Here is a 23,783-nt window from a genome sequence, read left to right as displayed (position 1 = left end):
AATGACCATGGCCACCGGTTCTGTTTGGCCGGTCTTTTTGTGGCCTGTTTGAAGGAGTGACATGGCAACCCGCCGTCCCAAGGTTCCCCGGGCCGCCCCTGCGGCCTCGAAGTCTTCGGCCGCCGGCCAGGGGGAAGCCGACGGCGGCGATGTCATCAAGGCCGACTTCGGCGGCTCCCGGCGCGGAACCGGTCCGGACGTCCCGCCTACCCGAAGTGGCAACGCACCGTCGGCCGCCGTCCCAGCTGAGACTAGCCGCCGCGCCCCCGCAGGGACACCGGCGGGAGCGGTACGAAGCTCCGCCGGCGGGCCCGCCAGGGCAGCCACGGGCCACGCCGGCAACCCCGCCGGCAACCCCGCCGGCGAACCGGACGACCTCGGGCCCGTCCCGGCGAAGGCCTTCTCCGGCCGCATGCTGGCCCTGGGCCTGGTGATGGTCGCCATCACCATCATGCTGGCGCCCACAGTTAAAATTTTCGTCGAAAAACGCGCCGAAATCTCAGCGTTGCAGGCAGACATCTCAGCCCAGCAGACCAAGCAGACAGACCTGAAGCGCCAGCTCACGCGCTGGCAGGACCCGAACTACGTGAAGCAACAGGCCCGCGACCGGATTAACATGGTTATGCCCGGCGAAACCGGCTACTGGGTTTTCGGCAGCGATCTGCCTCCCGGGACGAGCGGTGCCCGCACCGCCGAAGGAACTGCCGCAGACCCGGCCAATCTGCCGTGGGTGGATTCCCTCTGGGAGTCCATCAGGCGGTCGGCAACAGACTAAGAGCGGCGCCCGCCGCCGGACTACCGCCATCCGGTAGTCCCCACAGGGCAGGAAGGTGCCGCACCAGTGGACCAGAACCGAATGGATGATTCCCCGGCGGATAATCCCGTCAACGCCGGCTCCGCCACGGCGCCGGCGGATTTGCGCCGACCGTCGGCCCAGGATCTGGACGTGCTTAGCCGCCAACTCGGCCGGCCGGTCCGGGACGTGGTCGAAATCCCCGCCCGCTGCGTCTGCGGCAACCCTCTGGTGGCGGCCACCTCGCCGCGGCTCAGCAACGGCACGCCGTTCCCGACCACCTTTTACCTGACCCACCCGGTCATCACCGCCGCCGTGTCCCGGCTCGAAGCGGCCGGGCTGATGAATGAGATGAACGAACGGCTCGGCGCCGACGCTGGGCTGGCTGACGGCTACCGGGCCGCACACGAGGCGTACCTGCTGTCCCGGGCAGAAATCGGCACCAGGGCAGGCATCGGCGACGTACCGGAGATCGACGGGATCTCGGCAGGCGGAATGCCCACCCGCGTCAAGTGCCTGCATGTCCTGGTGGGGCACTCGCTCGCGGCTGGTCCCGGCGTCAACCCGCTGGGAGACGAGGCGATCGCCGGCATCAGCGAGTGGTGGACCCGCGAACGCTGCTATTGCGACGGCGCCTGGGACACCGGAGGAGAAGCCCCTTCGCAGGACCTGAGCCGGCACGGCCCGCAGGGGCTTCCGGACATCGTCGGGCGGCCGGCCCCGGTCCGGAAGTCCCGCACCGCCGCGGACGCGGACGCGGACGCCGACGCCGACACCGGAGCCGGCCAGTGAGCCGCGTGGCCGCGATCGACTGCGGCACCAACTCCATTCGACTGCTGATCGCGGATGTGGCCGCCTCCGACGGCGCGCCACGGCTCATCGACGTCGTGCGTGAAATGCGCGTCGTCCGCCTGGGCCAGGGTGTGGACGCAACCGGCGAATTCGCCCAGGACGCGCTGGACCGCACCCTTGAGGCCACCCGCGACTATGCCGAACTGATCCGCAGCCACGGTGCCGGGCAGGTCCGCTTCGTGGCGACGTCCGCCACCCGGGACGCCCGCAACCGGCAGGTCTTCATCGACGGTGTCCGCGACCTGCTCGGCGTCGAACCCGAGGTGATCAGCGGTGACGAGGAAGCAGCGCTGTCCTTCGCCGGTGCCAGCAGCGTCCTGCCCTCCCGCGGCAAGGAGCCGGTGCTGGTGGTGGATTTGGGCGGCGGCAGCACGGAGTTCGTGCTCGGCGACGCCGACGGGGTCATTGCCGCCAAGTCGGTCGACGTCGGCTGCGTCCGGATGACCGAACGGCATTTGCTGGGCGACCCGCCGACGGCGGAGCAGATCGCCGCGGCGGAAGCGGACGTCGACGCCGCGATCAGCCGCGCGGCCCAGACGGTGCCGCTGGCCCGCGCCACCGCCCTGATCGGCGTGGCAGGTTCGGTCACCACGATCACCGCGCATGCCCTGAAGCTGGCCGAATACTCGGCGGAGGCCATCCACGGCACCGAACTTGACCTGGCCACGGCCAGGGAGGCGTGCACTTCCCTGCTCGAGATGACCAGGCAGGACCGCGCCGCCCTGCCGTACATGCATCCAGGCCGCGCGGACGTGATCGGCGCCGGCGGCCTGATCTGGCGCCGGGTGCTGGAACGGATGTCCGCCGCCACCGACGGCCGGATCACGTCGGTCCTCACCAGCGAACACGATATTCTTGACGGGATTGCCCTGAGCATCAGCTAGCCTTACGCCCGGACTGGCGCGACCCACCCCTGCGGTTCCCATTTCCTTCGGTTCCCGACGGCGGCAGTGCCGGGCGGGCAGCTCCGTGCCGGGAGGGCAGCCGCCGCCGACCGCCTCGCCCATAAAGCGCCGCGCCCTTAGACACACCGCCGATTGGACCCGAATGACCAGAGCAACAGCCCGGCACCGCCGGACCGCCTCCGCGTTACTGGCCTTGGCCCTGGCCGGCGGCGGCAGTGCCACGGCAGCACTGTACGCGCCACCCGCGGCCCACGCCGATGCCACCAGGGACAAGGAATACTGGCTGACCGAGTCCGGCATTACCAAGGCCTGGGAAGTTTCGAAGGGCGCCAATGTCAAGGTCGCCGTAATTGACAGCGGCGTGGACGGCAAGCACCCCGACCTCAAGGGTGTGCTGACCGGCGGAACGGACGTGTCCGGAGCGGGGGCCGCCGACGGCCAGAAGAGCATCGGCGCCAAACCCGAGCACGGCACCCTGGTGGCGACCATGCTCGCCGGCCGCGGGCACCAGCCCGCCAGCCCAACTGACAGCCCCAGCCCCACCCCGAGCGCCTCTCCCAGCCCGGGCCCCGGCCCGGACGGGATCGTGGGCGTGGCGCCGGAGGCCCAGCTCCTCTCGGTGTCCACCTGGCTCGGATCGGCCAACCCGGGCGGCAAGAGCGACCAGGACCAGATCCCTGCCGCGGTCCGCTGGGCCGTGGACAACGGAGCCCGGGTCATCAACATCTCACTCGGCAGCACTTCCCCGGAATGGCCGCAAAGCTGGGATGCCGCGTTCCTGTATGCCGAACAGAAAGACGTGGTCATCGTCGCCGCCGCCGGCAACCGCGTGGGCGGCAACGTCCAGGTCGGTGCCCCGGCGACCATCCCCGGTGTGCTGACGGTAGCCGGCCTGGACCGCAAGGGCGTGGCCAGCATCGATTCTTCCTCCCAAGGCATCAGCATCGGCGTGGCCGCACCGGCCGAGGGCCTGGCCGGAGGCCTGCCGGGTGGCGGCTACGCGGAGTGGGCGGGTACCTCGGGCGCCACACCCATCGTGGCCGGCGTCGCTGCGCTGATCCGCTCCAAATGGCCGGACATGTCGGCCCGCCAGGTCATCAACCGGATCGTCAGCACCGCGAAGGACGCAGGGGCTCCGGGTAAGGACCCGCTGTACGGCTTCGGCGTGCTTGACGCCGAGGCGGCGCTCAAGGCTGATGTTCCGGAAACCACGGTCAACCCGCTGGGATCGATCTCGGACTGGATCCGCGTGCACCGGCGGGGCAATCCCGTCAGTTCCGAGCCCGCGGCGCTTCCCAGCCCTTCCAGTGCGGAACCGACCCTGCCCGAGGCGACCGTTCCGGTGGCGAAGGCTCCGTCGCCGGCCGACAGCGCCGTCCCGGCGATGGTGGTGCTGGGTTTCGGCGGCCTCTTCGTCTGTATCATCGCGGCGGCAGCCCTCCAGCTGCGGAGAGTGGTGCGCGGCGCCGGAGCGGGCCCGGCAAACCCGGAAAGCGGTGAGCCGGACGCAGTGGATTCGCATACCCCGGGGAGTTAGTGAAGTTTTTCACAAACTGCGGTATTCTGGGACCATGGCATCCTCACCTCAGCTCCAGGACCGTCCCAGGGTACTCGTCGTCGGCGGCGGATACGTCGGCCTGTACGTAGCCCTCAAACTGCAGAAGAAGATCGCGAATGCCGGTGGCATCGTCACCGTCGTGGATCCGCTGCCTTACATGACCTACCAGCCCTTCCTGCCCGAAGTGGCCGGCGGAAACATCGAGGCGCGCCACGCCGTCGTCTCGCACCGCAAGCACCTCAAGCAGACCGAACTGATCCAGGGCCGTGTCCTCTCGATCGATCACGCCAACCGCACCGCAGTGGTGGCACCCGCTGACGGCGGCGAGAACTTCGAGATTCCCTACTTCGACGTCGTGCTGGCCGCCGGTGCCATCACCCGCACATTCCCGATCAAGGGCCTCGCGGACAAGGGCATCGGCCTGAAGACCATCGAGGAAGCCGTTGCACTGCGCAACAGCGTGCTTGAGCGGATCGAAACCGGCTCGCTGATGACCGACCCGGTCGAACGCGCCCGCGCCCTGACCTTCGTGGTCGTCGGCGGCGGCTTCGCCGGCATCGAATGCCTCACCGAAATGGAAGACCTGGCCCGCGCCGCGGTCAAGAAGAACCCGCGCCTCAAGCAGGAGGAAGTCCGCTTCGTCCTGGTCGAGGCCATGGGCCGCATCATGCCCGAGGTCACCGCCAAGCAGGCCGACTGGGTCGTCGAGCACCTGCGCAGCCGCGGCATCGAGGTGCTGCTGAACACCTCGCTGGACAACGCCGAGGGTTCCCTGAAGCTGATCAACCTGCCGGAGAAGACCCCCGCGCAGGAATTCGAATCCGACACCCTCGTCTGGACCGCCGGTGTGCAGGCCAACCCGATGGTCCGGTCCACTGATTTCCCGCTCGAGCCGCGCGGCCGGGTCCGCGTCCTTGCGGACCTGCGCGTCTCCGGCGACGAAGGCATCGTCGAGAACGCCTGGGCCGCCGGAGACATCGCCGCCGTCCCGGACCTCACGGGCAGCGGCCTGCCGGACGGCACCTGCGTCCCGAACGCCCAGCACGCGCTGCGCCAGGCCAAGCGCCTGGCCAGCAACCTGTGGGCCTCCCGCTGGGACAAGGAGCTCAAGGACTACAAGCACAAGAACCTGGGCGCAGTCGCCGGCTTCGGCCAGTGGAAGGGTGTTGCCAACATCAACCTGCTGGGCCGCATCGGCCTCAAGGGCCCGCTGGCCTGGCTCGCCCACCGCGGCTACCACGGACTGGCGATGCCGACGGTCGAACGCAAGATCCGCGTCATCTCCGGCTGGTTCTGGACGCTGTTCCTGGGCCGCGACACGACCCAGCTGATGGATCTGGACAACCCGCGCGGAGCGTTTGTGGCCGCAGCGACCCCGGCTCCGAAGCCGACTGCTGCCCCGGCCGCTCCGGCAGCCGCCAAGCCCGTAGAGGCACCGGCCAAGGAACCTGTCGCAGCGGACGCTAAGTAGGCCACGGCAGCCCCACGACGGCGGCCGTTCCCTTCCGGGGAGCGGCCGCTGTCGTCGTTGGTCTGGGTCCCGGGGAGGGTGGAGCGGCCGGCCGGGCGTCCGTCCCGCCTAGACTTGGGCCATGACTCCTGCCGAAAAGGACCTGAACACCCTGCTGGCGATCATGCGGCCAGTTGTCCGCGAGGGCGAGTATGTTTACGCCCTCTGGCCGCACGGCAAACCGCTGGAGGGCCACATCGCGGCTGCTGTCCGCGAGGCTGAGGGACTGACGGTGGTGCTGCCGAGGCCCGACGCCGACGCCCTGGGCCTGAGCTACGACTTCGTGGCCGCCTGGATCACCCTGCAGGTTCATTCCTCGCTGGAAGCGATCGGACTCACGGCCGCCGTCGGCGCCGCCCTGACCGAGGCGAAGATCAGCTGCAACGTGCTGGCCGGGTTCCACCACGACCACCTGCTGGTTCCGGCCGTCGACGCCGAGCGGGCGCTGGAGGTCCTCCATGAGTTGTCCGCAGGCAGCCGTTCGGCCAACGGCGGCGGACAGCTGCCGGCGCCCGCGCTGGTCCTGCGCAGCGAGCAGCCGGCGGACCGGCCGGAGCTCCTTGCCCTCACCGCGGCGGCGTTCGCCATCTCACCCGTCACGGGCCTGCCGGTCGACGGCGAGCCCGAAGAGGTCGAGCTGCTACGGCGGCTTTTCGGCTGCGAGGAGTACCTGCCGGACTTCAGCATCGTGGCGGAGCTCGACGGCGAACTTGTCGGCCATGTGATCAGCACCCGGGGCTGGGCAGGAGACCTGCAGTTGCTGGGCCTTGGCCCGATCGGGGTGGCGCCTCGGCTGCAACGTCACGGCATTGGCTCGGCGCTCATGAAGGAGACCATCGACCGCGCGAACGCCGCGGGGGAGCGCGGCATCGCACTGTTGGGCAGCCCCGAGTATTACGCGCGGTTCGGCTTTGTGCCCTCCACCTCGCTCGGCGTGCTGGCCCCGGACCGGGCGTGGGCAGAGCACTTCCAGTTGCTGCCGCTGGCGCTCTGGCCGGGCGGCGTCAGCGGTGCCTTCCGTTACGCGAAGCCGTTCGGCGCTCCGCCGGCAGCGTCGTAGCACCCTTCGGCGGGATATTATGGGCCGGGCGCCCCAGTAGCCCAATTGGCAGAGGCAGCGGACTTAAAATCCGCGTGTTGTGGGTTCGAGTCCCACCTGGGGTACACATTGAGGCCTGTTTTCCCTCGGCGGCAGCGGCGCGCCGGGCGGCGTCGCCGGTAGCTGCGGGGCTGTCCGGCCCGTGACTTTGGCCGCCTACACCGGCGCCGAACCTTCGACGAACCCCTTTGGGCGCGTCCGGCCTGGGCTTTTGACTTGCGGAATCCGAGCACATATGGTGGGGCAGTTCCTCTCGTACCCCCCAATGGCAGGGGAACGCCAAAAGACGCCCCCGTACCACGGTCTCTACGACCGGTGCGGGGGCGTTCTTGCCGCCTCCGCACACCGAGCGCACCGGCTTGATTTCCGATATGCAACGAGTGTTATAAGGATGTGACCGAAGTCACTTATTTTCATGCGGAAATTGCACTAGCTTGAATCTAAATCAGGAACACCTGATCTTTCGCGTCAAAGGCCGTTCGCACCTTTAGATCGAGGAGATTCTCTATGACTTCACTCCCACAGGTGGCGCCGCGCTTCGCTAAGCTCACAGTGCTTAGCCTCGGCGTCGCCCTGTTGGCCACGGCGTGCGGCGGTTCGTCCACGCCGACGTCAACCGGTTCGGGTTCGGCTTCCGGCCAGGCCGCAGGCATCTCTTGCCCGGCCCCGAGTGCAACCGCCGGTGCCAGCACCTCGGCCAGCGCAGCTGGCTCTGTGCCCGCTTCCTCGACCACGACTGATACTCCACTCAAGATCGGCTCGCTGCTGCCGACCACAGGTTCCCTGGCCTTCCTCGGCCCGCCCGAAATCGCTGGCGTCAACCTCGCCATCAAGGAGGTCAACGACGCCGGCGGCGTGCTGGGCAAACCCGTCGAGGTCATCCACCGCGACTCCGGCGACACCAAGACGGACATCGCCACCCAGTCCACCACCGCGCTGCTGGGCCAAGGCGTCAGTGCCATTGTTGGTGCCGCCTCCTCGGGCGTCTCCAAGACCGTGATCAACCAGATCACCGGCGCCGGAGTCATCCAGTTCTCGCCGGCCAACACCTCCCCGGACTTCACCACGTGGGATGACAAGGGCCTCTACTGGCGCACTGCCCCGTCCGATGTTCTCCAGGGCAAGGTCCTCGGCAACTACATGACCACCTGCGGCGCCCAGACGGTCGGCATGATCGTGCTGAACGACGCCTACGGCACCGGCCTGGCCAAGAACGTGCAGGCGGCCGTTGAAGCCGCCGGCGGCAAGGTTGTAGCCCAGGAACTCTTCAACGAAGGTGATTCCCAGTTCAGCAGCCAGGTAGACAAGGTCCTCGCGGCCAAGCCGGATGCCATCGCCCTGATCACGTTCGACCAGGCCAAGAGCATCGTGCCGCTCATGACGGGCAAGGGCGTCAAGCCCACCCAGATCTTCATGGTGGACGGCAACATGTCCGACTACAGCAAGGACTTCAAGGCTGGCACCCTGAAGGGCGCCGAGGGCACCATCCCGGGCACGTTCGCCAAGGATGACTTCAAGAAGAAGCTCCTCGCGATCGACCCGGCGCTCAAGGATTACAGCTATGCAGGCGAGTCCTACGATGCGGTAAACCTGATCGCACTCGCCACGGAAGAAGCCAAGAGCACCAAGGGCGTGGACATTGCCAAGCACCTGAAGGACGTGTCCGAGGGCGGGGAGAAATGCTTTAACTTCGCCTCCTGCGTCACCCTGCTCCGCAACGGTAAGGACATCGACTACGACGGCCAGTCCGGCCCCGTGACGTTCTCCGACGCGGGCGACCCGACGGAGGCTTACATCGGTATCTACCAGTACCAGGATGACAACACCTACAAGCCCGTCAAGGAAGAATTCGGCAAGCTGTAAGGCCACTTCCCCGACAGACAAAAGACCCCCGTCCTCTGGACGGGGGTCTTTTGCGTGCGGGGGAGGAGCGGCAGAGTGTCGGAACCGGCCTAGACGCCACACAGAGCAGACTCTTGGCCGGTATCGGACAGCTCGAGACCGGAAAGCCGACCCGACCCGCCGGGCGCAGCAAAGAACAGACAGGCGCTGCGGAGAAGGAGGGTGACGGGGGCAGGCGCTTGCGAAAGCGCCGTTGTTGCGTTGGGCCCACGGCGGCAGGGCTCCCTGCCCGAGCTTGCGAGGGGAGGGGGCCGCCGGGGAGGAACGAGCGCAGGCGCCGAGCAAGTGGCTGCTTCCGGAGCGCGGTGGGACGGCCGACCGGAGGGTGGAGCCACCGCACACTCGCCAGCCACGCAGAAGGGCCGCCACCGGCTGGTGACGGCCCTCTGGGCAGCGATGGACGGACTAGTCGACGGTGTCGGCCAAGGTTCCCAGGTACAGCTGGATGACCTTGGGATCCTTCATGAGCTCCCGGCCGGTGCCTGTGTACGCGTCCTTGCCTTGGTCCAGGACGTAGCCGCGGTCGCAGATCTGCAGGCAGCGGCGCGCGTTCTGCTCCACCATGATCACCGAGACGCCCGCACGGTTGATCTCATGCACCCGCAGGAAGGTTTCATCCTGCTTGACCGGGGACAGGCCGGCCGAGGGCTCATCGAGCAGCAGCACAGCCGGATCCATCATCAGGGCCCGTCCCATGGCGACCATCTGGCGCTCGCCGCCGGAGAGCGAACCGGCACGCTGGGCACGGCGCTTGGCCAGTTCAGGGAACAGTTCCGCGACGAAGTCGAAACGCTCGGCGAAGTCCTTGGGCCGCTGGAACATGCCCATCTGGAGGTTCTCTTCGATGGTCAGGGCCGCGAACACATTGTTGGTCTGCGGGACGAAGCCCACGCCCCGGCTCACCAGCTTGTTCGCCTTCAGCCCGGTGATGTTCTGGCCGCGGACCACGACCGAGCCGGAATGCACCTTGACCAGGCCGAACATGGCCTTCAGCAGGGTCGACTTGCCGGCTCCGTTGGGTCCGATGATGCCGATCAGCTCACCCTTGCGGGCCTCGATGCTGCAACCGTTGAGAATATTGACGCCCGGGATGTACCCGGCTACCAGATCGGTGACCTTGACGACCGAATCGGCGTCGTACACGGGATTCGCGGCGGGCGCCGCACTCGTGGAGCTCATTCTGTGTCCTTCGCTGTGCTGGGCGGCTGCTCGCCGCGCTTCGGCTCTTCCCGGGTCGGCTCTTCGGCGCTGCGCCTGCCGTGCGGCGAACCGTGTGCAGTGTCCGCCTCCGTCACGAGGACATCGGCGGAGATGAGCCCGGCGTTTTCGGTGCCGACGATTGATTCCTCGTCCGCTTCGAGTTCGGCTGCGAGCTCCTTGATGCCTTCCGAGTCGCCCAGATCGACGTCGTGGTGGGCGCCCAGGTAGGCGTCGATCACGGCCGGGTTCTTCATGACCTCGGCTGGCGGGCCCTCGGCCACGATCTTGCCCTCCGCCATCACCACTACCCAGTCGGCGATGTGGCGGACCATGTGCATGTCGTGTTCGACGAACAGCACGGTCATCCCCTCGGCCTTGAGGTTCTTGATGTGGTCCAGCAGGGACTGGGTCAGTGCCGGGTTGACGCCTGCCATCGGCTCGTCCAGCATGACGAGCTTCGGGCGCACCATCAGCGAGCGGGCCATTTCAAGCAGTTTGCGCTGGCCGCCGGAGAGCGAAGCCGCGTAGTCATCCTTTTTGGAGTCGAGCTTGAACTTCTGCAGCAGGACGTTCGCTTCTTCGGTGATGGTCTTTTCCTGGCCGCCCCAGATTCCCCTGAACAGGGCCTTGGCGAGCTTTTCACCAGCCTGGTTCGAAGCGCCGAGACGCATGTTTTCCATGACGGTGAGCTTGCCCATCACCTTGGTCAGCTGGAAGGTGCGGACCATGCCCATCCGCGCCACCTTGTAGGAGGAAACACCGGCCAGGCTGTTGCCCTCGAACTGCCACTTGCCCGAGTTCGGGGTATCGAAGCCCGTCAGCAGGTTGAACAGCGTGGTCTTGCCGGCCCCGTTGGGACCGATCAGCGCCGTGATCTTGTGCCGCGGGATCTCCAGATATTCGACGTCGACGGCGTTGATGCCGCCGAAGCTGCGGGTGACGTTTTCCGCCACCACGATGGGATCGCGCTTCTTGCAGCCGGGAGCGATCTCGCCGGCGGCAATGGGCCGCGTGTCCGTCATGTAGTCGATGGTCTCGGCGGTGCCGGTGGCCCCGGCACCCGCCAGTGGTTCTTCGCTGTGCATGCTCATGCGAACGCCAGCTCCTTCTTGTTGCCGAAGACGCCCTGGGGCCGGAAGACCATCAGCAGCATCAGTGAAACGCCGACCAGGATGTAGCGCAGCTGGCCGGCCTGGACCGTGTTCAGCCACGTGACGGCGCCCGATTCGATCAGGCCGTAGAGCACGCCCTGGGTGAGGGAAAGAACCACCCAGAAGATCATCGCGCCGACGACCGGCCCCAGCACCGTGCCGAGCCCGCCGAGGAGCAGGCAGGTGTAGAGGAAGAACGTCAGTTCCGTGCCGTAGTTGGCCGGCTGCACCGCACCGCGGGGGAGCGTGAACACCATGCCCGCCAGGGCGCCGAGCACGCCGCCGATCACCAGGGCCTGCATCTTGTAGGAGTAAACGTTCTTGCCGAGGGAGCGGACGGCGTTCTCGTCCTCGCGGATGCCCTTCAGGACCCGGCCCCAGGGACTGCGCATCAGCAGCCAGACCAGCACGCAGCAGACGATCACGACCCCCCAGCCGACCACCCGGATGAAGAAGTCGCGGTTGTTCATGCCGAGGTAGGACCCCTCGGGGAACGGGTTCATGGCGTAGAAGTCGCCCTCGAAGGCGGCCAGGCCGTTGGCCGAACCCGTCACGGAGGTCAGCTGGTTGGTGGTGACGATATAGCGGACAATTTCCGCCGCTGCGATCGTGACAATGGCCAGATAGTCGGCCCGCAGCCGCAGGGTGGGGATGCCGAGCAGCAGGGCAAAGATCGCCGAGCAGACGACGGCGATGAGCAGACCTACGAAGAACGGCACGTGGAACGTGAGGGTGGAGATGGCGAAGCCGTAGGCCCCCACCGCCATGAAGCCGGCCTGGCCGAAGTTCAGCAGGCCGGAGTAGCCGAAGTGGACGGCCAGGCCGAGCGCGGCAAGCGCGTAGGCCGCCGTCGTCGGGCTGAACAGTTCACCGGCGGCGCTGGAAAGAATGAATCCGAAGTCCATGTTTGTCTCCTAACCCACGCGCTCGCGGCGGCCCAGGATGCCCTGGGGCCGGAACAAGAGGACAACGATCATGATGAACAGAGCTCCCACATATTTGAGGTCGGCGGCGAGGCCGAACACGGTGGTCAGCTCCACGAAGATGCCGACGATGATGGATCCGAACAAGGCGCCCCAGACCGTGCCGAGGCCGCCGAGGGTCACGCCGGCGAAGATGAGCAGCAGGATCTGCGACCCCATGTCGAAGGTGACGCCGGGACGGTAGTAGGCCCAGAGGATGCCGCCGAGGGAGGCCAGCATGCCGCCGGTGACCCAGACGATCCTGATGACGGAGTCGACGTCGATGCCGGAAGCCGCCGCGAGTGCCGGGTTGTCGGCGACCGCGCGGGTGGCCTTGCCGAGGCGGGTCTTGAGCAGCACGACGCCGAGGGCGGCGATGACGACCACACTGATAAGCAGCGACCAGAGGTTGTTGGGCGAAATGGAGACCGGCCCGATCTGGATTTCCGCGCTTTGAGCGAAGGGCAGCTGCTGGGTGGCGCCGCCGAAGTAGAACTGGATTACGTAGCGCACGGCCAGGGCGAGGCCGATGCTGACGATCATCATCGGGACCAGCCCGGTGCCGCGGCGTCGCAACGGTTTCCACAGCCCGGCGTCCTGCACGTAGCCGAAGAGGCCGCCGCCAAGGAGCGCGAGGATGATGGCGAGCCAGAATGGCAGGTTCATAGCGTTGAACGCGAAGACCAGGACGGCGCCGAGCGTGACCATCTCGCCGTGCGCAAAGTTGGTCAGGCCGGTGGTGCCGAAGATCAACGAGAGCCCCACCGACGCGAGCGCGAGCAGCAATCCGAAGCTCAGGCCCGCGACGAGGCGGTTGATCAGGTTCTGGCCGAAGTCCTGCTGCTGCACAACGATGCCTTTGCCGAAGGCGAAGATCACCGAGAGATTGGAGGTCTGGCTAAAGGTGACTTTCCGGGGGTTTTCCTGGCCCTCGGCAAGCTTGATGCCCTCCGGAAGGGTCTTGACGTCCAGTTCCACCTCGTAGGTCCCTTGCTTGGGGACGCCGATGTTCCAGGAGCCGTTGGCGCCGGACTTGGCGGTTCCGGTGAAGTCCCCGCTCTTGGCGGTGATGGTGACACCGGCCAGCGGCGCGCGGTCGTCGCCGCGAAGGAAGCCGCTGATGGTGTCCTGGAACGTGGTGCTCGACGGGGATGGTGTCGGCGCCGGCGTCGTGGCCTGGGATGCCGGCGCGACGATGAGCAGAAGGGCAGCTACGGCGGCGAAAATAGCCCCCACAGCTTTCAACATTCCGCCGCGCCGTCTCCGGGGCAGGCCTCTCGATGTGCTTCTCAAATTGAAAACCTCCACATGGGGGTGGTCTGGGTTGCGCCATTGCAACCACTGCGAACGTTCAGGGCGACTGGGTGGAACGGATACTGCGATGCGATGAAGCGGTAGTGGCTGTGACATTCGTCACCCTGTTGCGCCAATCGTACAGCCCGCGCAGGGCATCCAATGCCCTCGTGAGCAGGCAGTACGTCGCGATCGCGTAACAACCGTGAAGCGAGCCCGGCGCATCAATGTAGCGGGACTAAAGAAAACTTTTGTTGATCGGGAGGCTTCCTAAACAGTCCTGCGCCGCCGGTGCCCCGGAACGGTTCGGCAGACCCGGGCCGCGTGCGTGCTGCGGCCGTCCACGCCGCCACATCACGGTTGGGTTGCGGCCGGAGCCGGACGGGAACTTCCCGCGCCCGCCGGGCGTGGGAATTGGTAGCGTGAAGTGTACGGAACTTCACCACTGATCATCACCTACCCCCTTAATCTGGAGGACACCAGCAATGGCACTTGGCGGAAACCCGATCTTCAACGGAAAGAGCTTCCGTGGGGCCACCCAGGCCCCGCAAGCCCCGTACGGACAGGGATACGGCCAGCCGCAGTACGCCCAGGCCCAGACCGGCTGGAACCCGGCACAGCAGGCCATGAGCAACGACCAGCTGAAGGACCTGTACAACCGCCCGGCTGCCGGGCCGGCCGACACCGGCCGCATGACCTTCGACGACGTCATCATGAAGACCGCGGCCTGCCTCGTTGCCGTAATCGCGGGCGCAGCCGTCACCCTCACTGTGGCGCAGGGCCTGGCCTCGATGCTGATGATCGTCGGCGCGCTGGGTGGTTTCGTGCTGGCCATGGTGAACACCTTCAAGAAGCAGCCGTCGCCGGCGCTGATTCTGGCCTACGCCGCCCTTGAGGGACTGTTCCTGGGCGGCCTCACCCGGATCCTCGACGGGATGTTCCCGGGCGTCGGACTGCAGGCCGTCATCGGGACGCTCTCCGTCTTCGCCGTTACCCTGGTCCTGTTCAAAAGCGGCAAGGTCCGGGCCACGCCCAAGGCCATGCGCTTCTTCATGATCGCGATCATCGGCTACGCCGTCTTCGCGGTCGTCAACATGGTCATGATGTGGACCGGCGCCGTGCAGTCCCCGTTCGGCCTGCGCTCCAGCGTCGAAATCTTCGGCATCCCGCTGGGCGTCTTCATCGGCCTGCTCGCGATCGGCCTGGCTGCCTTCTCTCTGATCCTGGACTTCACCAGCATTGAAGCCGGCGTCCGCAGCGGTGCCCCGCAGCGCTTCTCCTGGACGGCGGCGTTCGGCCTCACGGTCACCCTCGTCTGGCTTTACGTCGAGATCATCCGTCTGCTGGCCATCCTCCGCGGCGACGACTGACGGCCGCAGGGCACCAGTAAACCCGAAGCGGGTCCCGCCGATGGCGGGGCCCGTTTTTGCGTTGTCGGGGTCGTTCAGGCCAACCGCAGGGCGCCCGCCGCCGGGCGCACCGGAAAGATGTCCGGCGCGGCATACCCGGCCCGAGTGAAGGCGCGTCCGACGGCGTCCCGCACTGCGCGCTCCGCGTCCGCCGGGGTGAGTGCGATCGCGGATCCGCCGAAGCCGCCGCCGGTCATCCGGGCGCCGAGGGCGCCCGCGTGGCGGGCCGTCTCCACGGCAAGGTCCAGCTCGGGGCAGGAGATCTCGAAATCGTCGCGCATCGAGGCATGGGAGTCGTCCAGCAGCGCGCCGATCGCGCGCGGGCCGCTGGCCTCGAGCAGCTCGACTGTCCGCAGCACGCGGTCGTTTTCGGTGACGACATGACGGACGCGGCGGAACGTTTCCGCGTCCAGCAGACCGGAGGCTTCCTCGAGGTCCGAGAATCCGACGTCGCGCAGCGCTCGGACGCCAAGCACTTCGGCGCCGAGCTCGCAGGACGCACGACGGGCAGCGTAGCCCCCGCTGGCGTGCGAGTGCGAGACCTTGGTGTCAATCACCAGCAGCACCAAGCCGGCGGCTTCGGCGTCGAACGGCACCAGCCGGACGGCCTGGTCACGGCAGTCGAGGAAGACGGCCCGGCCCGCGGCGCCCCGGAGCGAGGCCGACTGATCCATGATCCCGGTGGGGGCACCGACGAAGTCGTTTTCCGCGCGCTGGGTGGCCAGGACCATGTCCTGCGCGCTGAGTCCTGCGCGGGTCAGGTCGTTGACGGCCACAATGACGGCGCATTCGATGGCGTGCGAGGAGGAGAGGCCCGCCCCGCGCGGCACATCCGAGTCGAGCAGCAGGTCCAGGCCGGGAACGGCGAGGCCGCGCTGTTCCAACGCCCAGAGCACGCCCAACGGATACTTCGTCCAGCCCCTGGCCCTGGCGGGGTCCAAGGCACCGGTGTCCGCGTGTGTCAGGCCCTGGTTTCCGAAGGTGGACAGCATCCGCACGGTGGAGTCCGGCCGGACCCGGACCGCCACCCGGGCGGTGCGGTCGATGGCGAACGGCAGCACATAGCCCTCGTTATAGTCCGTATGCTCGCCGATCAGGTTGACCCGGCCGGGGGCCTGCCACAGGCCGTCGGGGGCCGCCCCGAAGACGGACGCGAACCGCGAGCGGAGTTCACCGATGCCCGCCGGGACACTCATGCGGTGCTCCCTTGCGCTCGGGCCGCGGGGGCTGGTGAGGCTGCTGACGTTCCGGCGGCTGCGCTGCGGAGCCGGGCCGCCACGGCCTCCGGTGTGGTGTCGTTGATAAAGGCCCCCATCGCCGTCTCCGAGCCGGCCAGGTATTTGAGCTTGTCCGCGGCGCGGCGCGGAGAGGTCAGTTGCAGGTGCAGGTAGCCGGCTGGCCGGAGCAGCGCGTCCAGCGGCGCCTGCTGCCAGGCGGCGATGTAGGGCGTGGGGGTTGGGTAGAGGGCATCGAGGCGCCGGAGCAGGTCCAGGTACAACGGCGCGAGTTCGTCCCTCTCCGCGCCGCTGAGTGCCGCCAGGTCGGGGACCTGCCGGTGTGGAACCAGGTGCACCTCCAGCGGCCAGCGGGCCGCGAAGGGTACGTAGGCGCTAAAGTGCCGGCCCTCGAGCACCATCCGGCTCCCGTCAGACCGTTCGGCGCGCAGCAGCGAGCCGGTCAGCGTGTCCCGGCCGCCGGCGTCGTCGTAGTATTTCCGGGCAGCGGCGGCCAGCACGGCGGCCCGCGGCGGCAGGTACGGGTAGGCGTAGATCTGGCCGTGCGGGTGGTGCAGGGTGACACCGATTTCCGCGCCCCGGTTCTCGAACGGGAAGACCTGGCGGATCCCGGGCAGGGCGCTGAGCGCCTCGGTGCGGGCAGCCCAGGCCTCCACCACGGTGCGGGCGCGGGCCTCACCGAGGGTGCTGAAGGAGCCGGTGTGCTGTGGCGTGAAGGAGACCACCTCGCAGCGCCCGTACGCGGGCACCCCGGTGCCCCACGCCGGCCGCTCAGGGAGCCGCCCGACGTCGGGCCCCAGGGAGGGGAAACGGTTTTCAAACACGACGACGTCGTAGTCCGTCGCCGGGATTTCCGAGGGATTGTCCGGGGTGCTGGGGCACAGCGGGCACTCGTCCGCGGGCGGAAGATGCGTCCGGGACTGCCGGTGCGCGGCAATGGCCACCCACTCGCCGGTGAGGGCATCGAAGCGCAGTTCGCCGGCGGGCGCCCGTTCGCCGAGCGCACGACGGTCCGCGAACGACCCCGGTCCGGCCCGCCGCGGTCCGGCGTCGCCGCCCTCGGCGCGCGCATCATCAAAGTAATAGAGCTTCCTGCCGTCGGCGAGGGTGCCTTGGGTGATGCTGTTGGCGCGCATCCCATCATTCGATCAGACTTCGGGAACTTCCGGCAAAGCCCCGCCGTGTACGGGCGGACCCGCGTTGGGTACCGTGGTGCCCATGGACTCCCCAGCTTCCCCCTCCGCCGCAAGCCAGTCCGCCGCAAGCCCGTCCGCCGCAGGCGGCCGGGACACCTCCGCCCGGCGCTTCGCGACCGGCCGGCAGCATGAGCTGCGCCGGGGCGATGCCCTGGCCGTCATCACGGAGCTCGCAGCGGGCCTGAGGCTATACAGCCGCGCGGGCGTTCAGCTGACGGAGAGCTACGGCGACGCCGAGATCCCCCCGGGCGCTACCGGAATCACCCTGGCGCCGTGGTCGAACCGGGTGGAGGACGGCGTCTGGTACCTGAACGGCAAGAAGCAGCAGCTGGACGTCACCGAGGTAGCACGCAACAACGCCAGCCACGGGCTGCTGCGGAACTCCTCCTACGACCTGGTGGACGAGTCGGAATTCTCCGTGACCCTCGAGGCGGCAGTGTTTCCGCAGCACGGCTACCCGTTCCTGCTGCGGCACCGGGTGCGCTACGAGCTGGACGGCGGCCTGGGGCTCGCGGTCCGCCAGACCCTGGTTAACGACTCCCAGGATCCGGCCCCGTTCGTCCTCGGCGCGCACCCGTACCTGCGGCTGGGCGAGGTTCCGAGCGAGGAACTCACGGTGACCGTGGGTGCACGTACCCGGCTGGTGACGGACGCGCGCCTGATTCCGCGAAGCGCCGAGCCCGTCGACGGCGACTTCGACCTCCGTGCAGGCCGGCTGGCCGGCAGCCTCGACCTGGACTGTGCGTACACCGACCTGGATTTCGACGACGACAGCGGCCTGGCCCGCAGCACGCTGCGGGCACCGGACGGCCGCAGCGTGACCCTGTGGCAGGACGAAAGCTGCCGTTACCTCCACGTCTTCGTCACGGACAAGTTCCCGGGCCGGACCAAGGCGGTGGCACTCGAACCGATGACCGGGCCCGCCAACGCCTTCAACAGCGGCGACGGCCTGCGGTGGCTGCCGCCGGGGGAGTCGTTCAGCATGCGCTGGAGGATCACCGCCGCGCTCGGGAGCTAGCTGCACCCGGCCGGCGCCGTGCAACCCCGGCCGGCGCCGGGCTTTTCCGCGCGCCGCCGCCGTTTCGCTTCCACGGCGCACTGCGGAATTATGGAACTATGACGCCAGCCGAGGACTCGACCCCCCGCCCGGACTCCAGCCAACGCGACTCTGACCCACGGGGCTCTGACCCACGCGACTCTGACCAACGCGACGACTCCGCACTGCCCGGTTATGCTGCGCCGGGACTCTCCGCGCCTCCCGCCTCGGCCGCCGTCACGCAGGGGTCAGCCATCGCTGCGCCCCGTGCCGCGCGGCCGGCCCGGAGTGACCGTTCCCTGGACGAGGACATCCCTTACGGCGTACGGATCGCGGCGTCATGGGCTTGGCGGCTGGGCCTCATCCTGGTCGTGGCCGGGGCACTGATCTGGCTGCTCAGCAAGATCAGCTTCCTCATCATCCCGGTGATGGTCGCCGCGCTCCTGGCCGGCCTGCTCAGCCCGGTCACGCGCTGGCTCCGCCGCCGCAGGCTACCCAACGGCGCCGCGGTGGCCCTCACCGTACTCGGCTTCGTCGGGGTCATCGCCGCGGCGCTGGCCCTGGTTGGACGCCAACTCAGCGCCGGTTTCGGGGAACTCTGGAGCCAGGCGCTCGAAGGCGTGCAGCAGGTCCAGGGCTGGCTCGCCGAGGGCCCCCTGCACCTGACGGCCGCCCAGATCGACACCTACATCCAGGAGGGCACGTCTGCGCTGCAGAACAACAGCAGCAGCATCCTCAACGGAGCCCTGACCTTCGGCAGCACCGCGGGGCACTTCGCCGCCGGGCTCCTGCTGGCCATGTTTGTCTTGATCTTCTTCCTGCTCCAGGGCGAGCAGATCTGGGCCTTCCTGGTCAGGCTGATGCCCCGGAAGGCCCGTCCGGCCGTCTACGGCGCCGGGCGGCGCGGCTGGACTTCGATGGTCAGCTATGCCCGGATTCAAATGTTCGTCGCCTTTGTGGACGCGGTCGGAATCGGCGTCGGCGCCGCCATCATCGGGGTTCCGCTGGCCCTGCCGCTCGGCGTGCTGGTGTTCATTGGCTCATTCATCCCCGTGGTCGGCGCGCTGGTGACCGGAGCCGTCGCGGTACTGCTGGCGCTCGTCGCCAACGGCCTGGTCAACGCGCTGTTCATGCTCGGCATCGTGTTGCTGGTCCAGCAGCTGGAAAGCCACATCCTGCAGCCCCTGGTGATGGGCAAGGCGGTGTCACTGCATCCGGTGGCCGTCATCCTGTCGGTGGCCGCGGGCTCCTATTTGGCCGGCATCCCGGGCGCGCTGTTCTCTGTGCCGATCCTCGCCGTAGCAAACTCGGCCGTTCGATACATTGCGGGCAGAACGTGGGAACATGATGAAGAGCTGGCACCCGCAAGCCCGCAGGGAGTCCCTGCACTTGCCGGAGCCGGCGAGGACCCGCGCTCCCGGGAGGTCCACCTCCCAGGCGCCGACGCCGAAACCCCCTAAGGAGATCAGTTCGTGAATACCCTCGAGAGCCTGCCCGTCACGCTGGACGATGTCCTGGAGGCGCAGAAGCTGCTCGACGGAATTATTACCCGGACCCCGGTGGAGTCGTCCCGCGCACTGGGCGCCATCGCGGGCGGCGAGGTCTACTTCAAATGCGAGAACCTGCAGCGCGCCGGTTCCTTCAAGGTGCGCGGCGCCTACGTGCGGATGGCCAAGCTCTCCGCCGGGGAGAAAAAGCGCGGCGTCGTCGCGGCCTCGGCCGGCAATCACGCCCAGGGCGTCGCTGTCGCGGCCAAGGCCCTCGGCATCAAGGCCCGCATCTACATGCCGCTGGGCGTCGCGCTGCCCAAGCTGGCCGCGACGCGCAGCCATGGCGCCGAAGTCGTGTTGCACGGCCACAACGTGGATGAGGCGCTCGCCGAGGCCAAGCGCTACGCGGACGAATCCGGAGCGGTGTTTGTCCACCCCTTCGACGACGTCGACATCGTCGCGGGGCAGGGCACCGTCGGGCTGGAAATCCTCGAGCAGATCCCCAACGTGGACACCATCCTGATGGGCGTCGGCGGCGGAGGGCTGCTGGCCGGCGTGGCCGTGGCGGTGAAAGCCAGGGCCAAGGAGCTCGGCCGGGAAATCCGGATCATCGGCGTGCAGGCCGAGAACGCCGCCGCCTACCCGCCGTCGCTCGCCGCGGACGCACTCGTGCCGCTCAAGCGCGTTTCCACGATGGCGGACGGCATCGCCGTGGGCCGGCCCGGCCAGCTGCCGTTCAGCATCATCCGCGAACTGGTCGACGACGTCGTCACGGTCAGCGAGGACGCGCTGGCGCGCGCGCTGATCTTCCTGCTGGAACGGGCCAAAATGGTCGTCGAACCGGCCGGTGCCGTGGGCGTGGCCGCGCTGATGGAAGGCAAGATCGAAAACCCCGGAACCACCGCCATCGTGCTCTCCGGCGGCAACATCGACCCGATGCTGATGCTCAAAGTCATCCAGCGCGGCCTCTCCGCCGCCGGCCGCTATATGACGGTGCGGATGATGCTGGACGACCGGCCCGGCTCGCTGGCCACCATCGCCCGGATCATCGCCGAAAACGATGCCAACGTAACCGGGCTGGACCACACCCGCGTGGGCGGCTCGATCAGCATGGGCGACGTCTCCATCACCGTCAACCTGGAAACCAAGGGCCACGAGCACTGCGAGCAGGTCCTCGGCGCGCTCCGGGCCGAGGGTTTCCAGCCGATCGTCGTGCACTAGGCGGCCGGAGTGCTTGACGCCTTCAGGGGGGAACGGCGCCGGGGCCCGAGCGCCGCCCTGGCCCGCCAGGGTCTGTTGGTGGTGGGCTCGTTCGTGCTGTTGCTCTACGCGATCGAGATCCTCAACACGCTGATGCTGCACTCGCTCAACGGCGTCTTCGGGCTGCGGCCGCGGACGCCCGGCGGGCTACTGGATATCCTGACCTTTCCGCTGCTGCACGCGAACCTCGCCCACCTGCTGTCGAACACCCTGCCCTTGATCATCTTCGGCTTCCTGGTCTTCCTGTCCGGCCTGCGGGTCTTCGTTACCGCCGTGGCCTCCAGCTGGCTCGGTTCGGGTGTGGTCGTGTGGCTGATCGGCGGCCTAAACGTCACGGTGGGGGCTTCGGGGCTGGTCTTCGGACTCTTCGCATTCCTGCTGGTGCGCGGCTTCTTCAACCGGAACTGGGGCCAGATCCTGCTTTCCGTCGTGCTGTTCCTGGCCTACGGCGGCATCCTCTTCGGGGTGCTACCCACCGTCGCGGGCTACGTTTCGTGGCAGGCCCACCTGGGCGGGGCCGGCGGCGGCGTTCTGGCGGCACTGATGCTCAGCCGCCGCCGGCCGCGGTCCGGAACGTCCGGCCCCGCGGCGCCCTAGGCGGGGTCAGCACCAAGTTCTGAGCCGTCCTTAAACGCCGACGCCGACCGTCCCACTGAGGGGAGGGCCGGCGTCGGGGTTTAACCGCAAGTGCAATTAGCCGACGTACGGCTTGGCGGAGAGGATCTCCACCGTGATGTCCTTGCCGTTCGGGGCGGTGTAGCTGAGCTTGTCGCCTTCCTTGTGGCCGACGATGGCCGATCCCAGCGGTGACTTCTCACTGAAGACGTCCAGGTCGGAGTCGCCGGCAATTTCGCGGGAGCCGAGCAGGAACGTTTCTTCGTCGCCGGCGATCTTGGCAACCACGATCATGCCGGGCTCGACGATGCCGTCGTCGGCGGGAGGCTCGCCGACGTGCGCGTCCCGGAGCAGCGCGGTCAGCTGGCGGATGCGCGCCTCGATCTTGCCCTGCTCCTCCTTGGCCGCGTGGTAGCCGCCGTTCTCCTTGAGGTCGCCTTCCTGACGGGCAGCTTCGATCTTCTGAACGATGTCTGCACGGCCGGCGCCGGAGAGGTGGTCCAGTTCTGCCTTCAGGCGGTCAAAAGCTTCCTGGGTAAGCCAAGCTGCAGTTGCGCTGTTGGTGGTCGACACGGACTTCTCCTTTTAGTGGTCAAACAAACTGGTCAAACAAGCAAAGACCCCGCCACGGTGGCCACTTATGGATCTCAGTAACCAACTCAGCGGGGCAGAGGTATTGATCCATTGTAGTCAATGCTGTGGATAAACCCAAGAACGGCTGCGGTGCAGATCACACCGTGTTACGCCGGGAGCCGCTTCCCGCGGGGGGGATGCCTTACTTCGACGCGGCCGGGATCCAACAGCCGTCGACGACGGCGGACACGGACTGTGATTCGGTGCGCAGCGTGGTCCGGTGCACCGTCGTGCGGCCGCCGTCGGCGCCGTCCTCGGCCGCGTTGGGACCGATGTCCACGACCTTCCAGCCAACCACGGCGAACTTGGAGTCCAGGGCCTTGACCGCGCACTTGGCGGCCGTGCCGGGATTCTTGATGACCTGGAAATCGATCTCGGCCGAGGTGGCGTCCGGGGTGCTGTAGCCAAGGTCCTTGAAGCTGACCGATTCGGTGGCCGCTGACGTCGAGACCCACGCCAGGAAGCCGATTCCGACCGCGACGCCGGCGACCAGAACGGCCCGCCGCGTCTTGCCGCTCAGCGCACGCTTTTGACCGCCGTAACGATTGGCTAGGCTGGTAGGTGCCGGCGCGGGCGGGGCAGGCTGCTCCTCGGAAGTCACCAATCCAGTTTAGTGTGGATCGGGCGTGCGAAAGTCCGCACTCCCGTTCCGCCCGCGCAGCACCGAATTCGCAGCAGAAAAATCCGCAAGAGAAAGAGGAGCCGTCCGACGATGACAGCGCCCCCCAGCCAGCCGGCTCCGCTCCGGCTCCTAGCCGTCCACGCCCACCCCGACGACGAGTCCAGCAAGGGTGCCGCGACGATGGCCATGTACGCGGCCGCCGGCGTAGACGTCATGGTGGCCACCTGCACCGACGGTTCCCGCGGCGACATTCAAAACCCCGCGATGGAGAAGGCGCCGCACCCCAAGCGGGACATGGCGGGCGCCCGCCGGCTGGAAATGAACAACGCTGCCCGGGTCCTGGGCATCCGCCAGCGCTGGCTGGGCTTCGTCGACTCGGGGCTGCCCGAAGGCGACCCGCTCCCGCCGCTGCCGACCGGTTCTTTCGCCACCTTGCCGCTGGAACGTGCGGCAGCGCCGCTGGTCCGGCTGGTCCGCGCTTTCAAGCCGCACGTCATCCTCAGCTACGACGAGAACGGGGGCTACCCGCACCCGGACCACATCATGGCGCACCGCGTCGCCGTCGAGGCCTACGAAGCCGCCGGCGACCCGGCGCGGTACCCCGGCACGGGCGCGGCCTGGGAACCCGGCAAGCTTTACTACGACCGGGCCTTCAGCCCGGAACGCTTCCGCGCCTTGCACTATGCGCTTGAGGAAGCCGGCCTGCAGTCACCGTACGCAGAACGGCTCGCGGCCTGGCTGGAGGCCGACGCCGAGGGCCACACGCCGCCGGCGCCCACCCACCCCACCACGACCCAGATCGAGTGCGGGAACTTCTTTGAAGCCCGCGACGACGCCTTGCGCTGCCACCGCACCCAGGTCGATCCGGAGGGCTTTTTCTTCGCTGTCTCGCCGGCGATGCAGCGGCAGACCTGGCCGTGGGAGGACTACTCGCTGATCCAGTCCCGGGTCCAGGCAGACGTGCCCGAAACGGACTTCTTTGCCGGGCTAAGATAGATCCAGCAGGGACTTCTATGCTGCGTAGAAGCAATGGAAGTCCTGCCGAAGATACTCCCCACAGAA

Annotated in this window: 21 protein-coding genes and 1 tRNA gene; 14 read left to right on the top strand and 8 right to left on the bottom strand. The window is 67.8% G+C overall.

The window, feature by feature from the left end:
- The first annotated feature begins 61 nt into the window (after positions 1 to 61).
- The 8 genes from AC1DGI_RS07995 to AC1DGI_RS07960 all read left to right on the top strand — a co-directional run bounded on the left by AC1DGI_RS07995 (position 62) and on the right by AC1DGI_RS07960 (position 8,580).
- On the top strand, positions 62 to 775 hold the full coding sequence (locus AC1DGI_RS07995) for an FtsB family cell division protein (protein ID WP_476898378.1): 714 nt from the start codon (positions 62 to 64) through the stop codon (positions 773 to 775).
- 81 nt (positions 776 to 856) lie between these two features.
- Positions 857 to 1,585, top strand: coding sequence for a DUF501 domain-containing protein (locus tag AC1DGI_RS07990; protein ID WP_476898426.1), 729 nt, complete (start codon positions 857 to 859; stop codon positions 1,583 to 1,585).
- Positions 1,582 to 2,529 carry a Ppx/GppA phosphatase family protein gene (locus tag AC1DGI_RS07985; protein ID WP_476898377.1) on the top strand — a complete coding sequence of 316 codons (948 nt, stop codon included), beginning with the start codon at positions 1,582 to 1,584 and terminating at the stop codon, positions 2,527 to 2,529. The genes AC1DGI_RS07990 and AC1DGI_RS07985 overlap by 4 nt, the downstream gene beginning before the upstream one ends.
- Before the next feature lie 163 nt (positions 2,530 to 2,692).
- Positions 2,693 to 4,087, top strand: a complete 1,395-nt coding sequence (locus AC1DGI_RS07980) for a S8 family serine peptidase (protein ID WP_441400472.1) — start codon at positions 2,693 to 2,695, stop codon at positions 4,085 to 4,087.
- A 34-nt stretch (positions 4,088 to 4,121) separates the two neighbouring features.
- Positions 4,122 to 5,579 (top strand): NAD(P)/FAD-dependent oxidoreductase, encoded by a 1,458-nt coding sequence (locus tag AC1DGI_RS07975; RefSeq protein WP_476898376.1) that lies wholly within the window; start codon positions 4,122 to 4,124, stop codon positions 5,577 to 5,579.
- 121 nt (positions 5,580 to 5,700) lie between these two features.
- Positions 5,701 to 6,678, top strand: coding sequence for an N-acetyltransferase (locus AC1DGI_RS07970; protein ID WP_476898375.1), 978 nt, complete (start codon positions 5,701 to 5,703; stop codon positions 6,676 to 6,678).
- Positions 6,679 to 6,708: 30 nt separating this feature from the next.
- Positions 6,709 to 6,782 (top strand) — tRNA-Leu (locus AC1DGI_RS07965).
- 442 nt (positions 6,783 to 7,224) lie between these two features.
- Positions 7,225 to 8,580 (top strand): ABC transporter substrate-binding protein, encoded by a 1,356-nt coding sequence (locus tag AC1DGI_RS07960; RefSeq protein ID WP_441400478.1) that lies wholly within the window; start codon positions 7,225 to 7,227, stop codon positions 8,578 to 8,580.
- 444 nt (positions 8,581 to 9,024) lie between these two features.
- Here the strand turns inward: AC1DGI_RS07960 and AC1DGI_RS07955 are convergent, their stop codons facing one another.
- Genes AC1DGI_RS07955 through AC1DGI_RS07940 form a run of 4 tightly spaced genes read right to left on the bottom strand, consistent with a single transcriptional unit; the run spans position 9,025 to position 13,180 of the window.
- Positions 9,025 to 9,798, bottom strand: coding sequence for an ABC transporter ATP-binding protein (locus tag AC1DGI_RS07955; RefSeq protein WP_441400480.1), 774 nt, complete (start codon positions 9,796 to 9,798; stop codon positions 9,025 to 9,027).
- On the bottom strand, positions 9,795 to 10,910 hold the full coding sequence (locus tag AC1DGI_RS07950) for an ABC transporter ATP-binding protein (RefSeq protein ID WP_476898374.1): 1,116 nt from the start codon (positions 10,908 to 10,910) through the stop codon (positions 9,795 to 9,797). Before AC1DGI_RS07950 ends, AC1DGI_RS07955 begins: the two co-directional genes overlap by 4 nt.
- Positions 10,907 to 11,875 (bottom strand): branched-chain amino acid ABC transporter permease, encoded by a 969-nt coding sequence (locus AC1DGI_RS07945; protein ID WP_476898373.1) that lies wholly within the window; start codon positions 11,873 to 11,875, stop codon positions 10,907 to 10,909. The genes AC1DGI_RS07950 and AC1DGI_RS07945 overlap by 4 nt, the downstream gene beginning before the upstream one ends.
- Before the next feature lie 9 nt (positions 11,876 to 11,884).
- Positions 11,885 to 13,180 (bottom strand): branched-chain amino acid ABC transporter permease, encoded by a 1,296-nt coding sequence (locus tag AC1DGI_RS07940; protein ID WP_441403105.1) that lies wholly within the window; start codon positions 13,178 to 13,180, stop codon positions 11,885 to 11,887.
- A gap of 530 nt (positions 13,181 to 13,710) precedes the next feature.
- Here AC1DGI_RS07940 and AC1DGI_RS07935 point away from each other — a divergent pair.
- The gene (locus tag AC1DGI_RS07935; protein ID WP_441402751.1) at positions 13,711 to 14,595 is read left to right on the top strand and encodes a Bax inhibitor-1/YccA family protein; all 885 of its coding nucleotides are present in this window, start codon (positions 13,711 to 13,713) and stop codon (positions 14,593 to 14,595) included.
- A gap of 74 nt (positions 14,596 to 14,669) precedes the next feature.
- On the opposite strand, the gene galK is transcribed toward AC1DGI_RS07935, so the two are convergent.
- Complete coding sequence (gene galK / locus AC1DGI_RS07930; protein ID WP_476898372.1) at positions 14,670 to 15,830, bottom strand: galactokinase; 1,161 nt, start codon at positions 15,828 to 15,830, stop codon at positions 14,670 to 14,672.
- Positions 15,827 to 17,005 (bottom strand): galactose-1-phosphate uridylyltransferase, encoded by a 1,179-nt coding sequence (galT, locus tag AC1DGI_RS07925; RefSeq protein WP_476898371.1) that lies wholly within the window; start codon positions 17,003 to 17,005, stop codon positions 15,827 to 15,829. The genes galK and galT overlap by 4 nt, the downstream gene beginning before the upstream one ends.
- Before the next feature lie 82 nt (positions 17,006 to 17,087).
- Between galT and AC1DGI_RS07920 the strand changes: the two genes are divergently transcribed.
- From AC1DGI_RS07920 to AC1DGI_RS07905, 4 genes are all read left to right on the top strand, one after another.
- On the top strand, positions 17,088 to 18,083 hold the full coding sequence (locus AC1DGI_RS07920) for an aldose 1-epimerase family protein (RefSeq protein ID WP_476898370.1): 996 nt from the start codon (positions 17,088 to 17,090) through the stop codon (positions 18,081 to 18,083).
- A 98-nt stretch (positions 18,084 to 18,181) separates the two neighbouring features.
- Positions 18,182 to 19,561, top strand: a complete 1,380-nt coding sequence (locus AC1DGI_RS07915) for an AI-2E family transporter (RefSeq protein WP_476898369.1) — start codon at positions 18,182 to 18,184, stop codon at positions 19,559 to 19,561.
- 12 nt (positions 19,562 to 19,573) lie between these two features.
- The gene (gene ilvA, locus AC1DGI_RS07910; protein WP_441403009.1) at positions 19,574 to 20,812 is read left to right on the top strand and encodes a threonine ammonia-lyase; all 1,239 of its coding nucleotides are present in this window, start codon (positions 19,574 to 19,576) and stop codon (positions 20,810 to 20,812) included.
- 9 nt (positions 20,813 to 20,821) lie between these two features.
- Positions 20,822 to 21,448, top strand: a complete 627-nt coding sequence (locus tag AC1DGI_RS07905) for a rhomboid family intramembrane serine protease (RefSeq protein ID WP_476898368.1) — start codon at positions 20,822 to 20,824, stop codon at positions 21,446 to 21,448.
- 96 nt (positions 21,449 to 21,544) lie between these two features.
- Here AC1DGI_RS07905 and greA read toward each other — a convergent pair whose 3' ends face one another.
- Both greA and AC1DGI_RS07895 read right to left on the bottom strand, forming a co-directional pair.
- Complete coding sequence (gene greA, locus AC1DGI_RS07900) at positions 21,545 to 22,039, bottom strand: transcription elongation factor GreA (RefSeq protein WP_441402584.1); 495 nt, start codon at positions 22,037 to 22,039, stop codon at positions 21,545 to 21,547.
- A 202-nt stretch (positions 22,040 to 22,241) separates the two neighbouring features.
- Positions 22,242 to 22,700, bottom strand: coding sequence for a DUF4307 domain-containing protein (locus tag AC1DGI_RS07895; RefSeq protein ID WP_441402585.1), 459 nt, complete (start codon positions 22,698 to 22,700; stop codon positions 22,242 to 22,244).
- Positions 22,701 to 22,811: 111 nt separating this feature from the next.
- Between AC1DGI_RS07895 and mca the strand changes: the two genes are divergently transcribed.
- A complete protein-coding gene (mca, locus tag AC1DGI_RS07890) occupies positions 22,812 to 23,717 on the top strand; it encodes a mycothiol conjugate amidase Mca (RefSeq protein ID WP_476898367.1) in 906 nt (301 codons plus the stop codon).
- The last annotated feature ends 66 nt before the right edge of the window (positions 23,718 to 23,783 follow it).

The sequence above is a fragment of the Arthrobacter sp. 05N428_2 genome, from assembly GCF_056397065.1.
Note: the sequence above shows the minus strand (reverse complement) of the source record. Positions and strands in the feature narration are given on the sequence as shown.

Coding starts and splice junctions, on each gene's coding strand:
- AC1DGI_RS07995 (WP_476898378.1), top strand. CDS start 62: ATGGCAACCCGCCGTCCCAAGGTTCCCCGGGCCGCCCCTGCGGCCTCG.
- AC1DGI_RS07990 (WP_476898426.1), top strand. CDS start 857: ATGGATGATTCCCCGGCGGATAATCCCGTCAACGCCGGCTCCGCCACG.
- AC1DGI_RS07980 (WP_441400472.1), top strand. CDS start 2,693: ATGACCAGAGCAACAGCCCGGCACCGCCGGACCGCCTCCGCGTTACTG.
- AC1DGI_RS07975 (WP_476898376.1), top strand. CDS start 4,122: ATGGCATCCTCACCTCAGCTCCAGGACCGTCCCAGGGTACTCGTCGTC.
- AC1DGI_RS07970 (WP_476898375.1), top strand. CDS start 5,701: ATGACTCCTGCCGAAAAGGACCTGAACACCCTGCTGGCGATCATGCGG.
- AC1DGI_RS07960 (WP_441400478.1), top strand. CDS start 7,225: ATGACTTCACTCCCACAGGTGGCGCCGCGCTTCGCTAAGCTCACAGTG.
- AC1DGI_RS07955 (WP_441400480.1), bottom strand. CDS start 9,798: ATGAGCTCCACGAGTGCGGCGCCCGCCGCGAATCCCGTGTACGACGCC.
- AC1DGI_RS07950 (WP_476898374.1), bottom strand. CDS start 10,910: ATGAGCATGCACAGCGAAGAACCACTGGCGGGTGCCGGGGCCACCGGC.
- AC1DGI_RS07945 (WP_476898373.1), bottom strand. CDS start 11,875: ATGGACTTCGGATTCATTCTTTCCAGCGCCGCCGGTGAACTGTTCAGC.
- AC1DGI_RS07940 (WP_441403105.1), bottom strand. CDS start 13,180: ATGTTGAAAGCTGTGGGGGCTATTTTCGCCGCCGTAGCTGCCCTTCTG.
- AC1DGI_RS07935 (WP_441402751.1), top strand. CDS start 13,711: ATGGCACTTGGCGGAAACCCGATCTTCAACGGAAAGAGCTTCCGTGGG.
- galK (WP_476898372.1), bottom strand. CDS start 15,830: ATGAGTGTCCCGGCGGGCATCGGTGAACTCCGCTCGCGGTTCGCGTCC.
- galT (WP_476898371.1), bottom strand. CDS start 17,005: ATGCGCGCCAACAGCATCACCCAAGGCACCCTCGCCGACGGCAGGAAG.
- AC1DGI_RS07920 (WP_476898370.1), top strand. CDS start 17,088: ATGGACTCCCCAGCTTCCCCCTCCGCCGCAAGCCAGTCCGCCGCAAGC.
- AC1DGI_RS07915 (WP_476898369.1), top strand. CDS start 18,182: ATGACGCCAGCCGAGGACTCGACCCCCCGCCCGGACTCCAGCCAACGC.
- mca (WP_476898367.1), top strand. CDS start 22,812: ATGACAGCGCCCCCCAGCCAGCCGGCTCCGCTCCGGCTCCTAGCCGTC.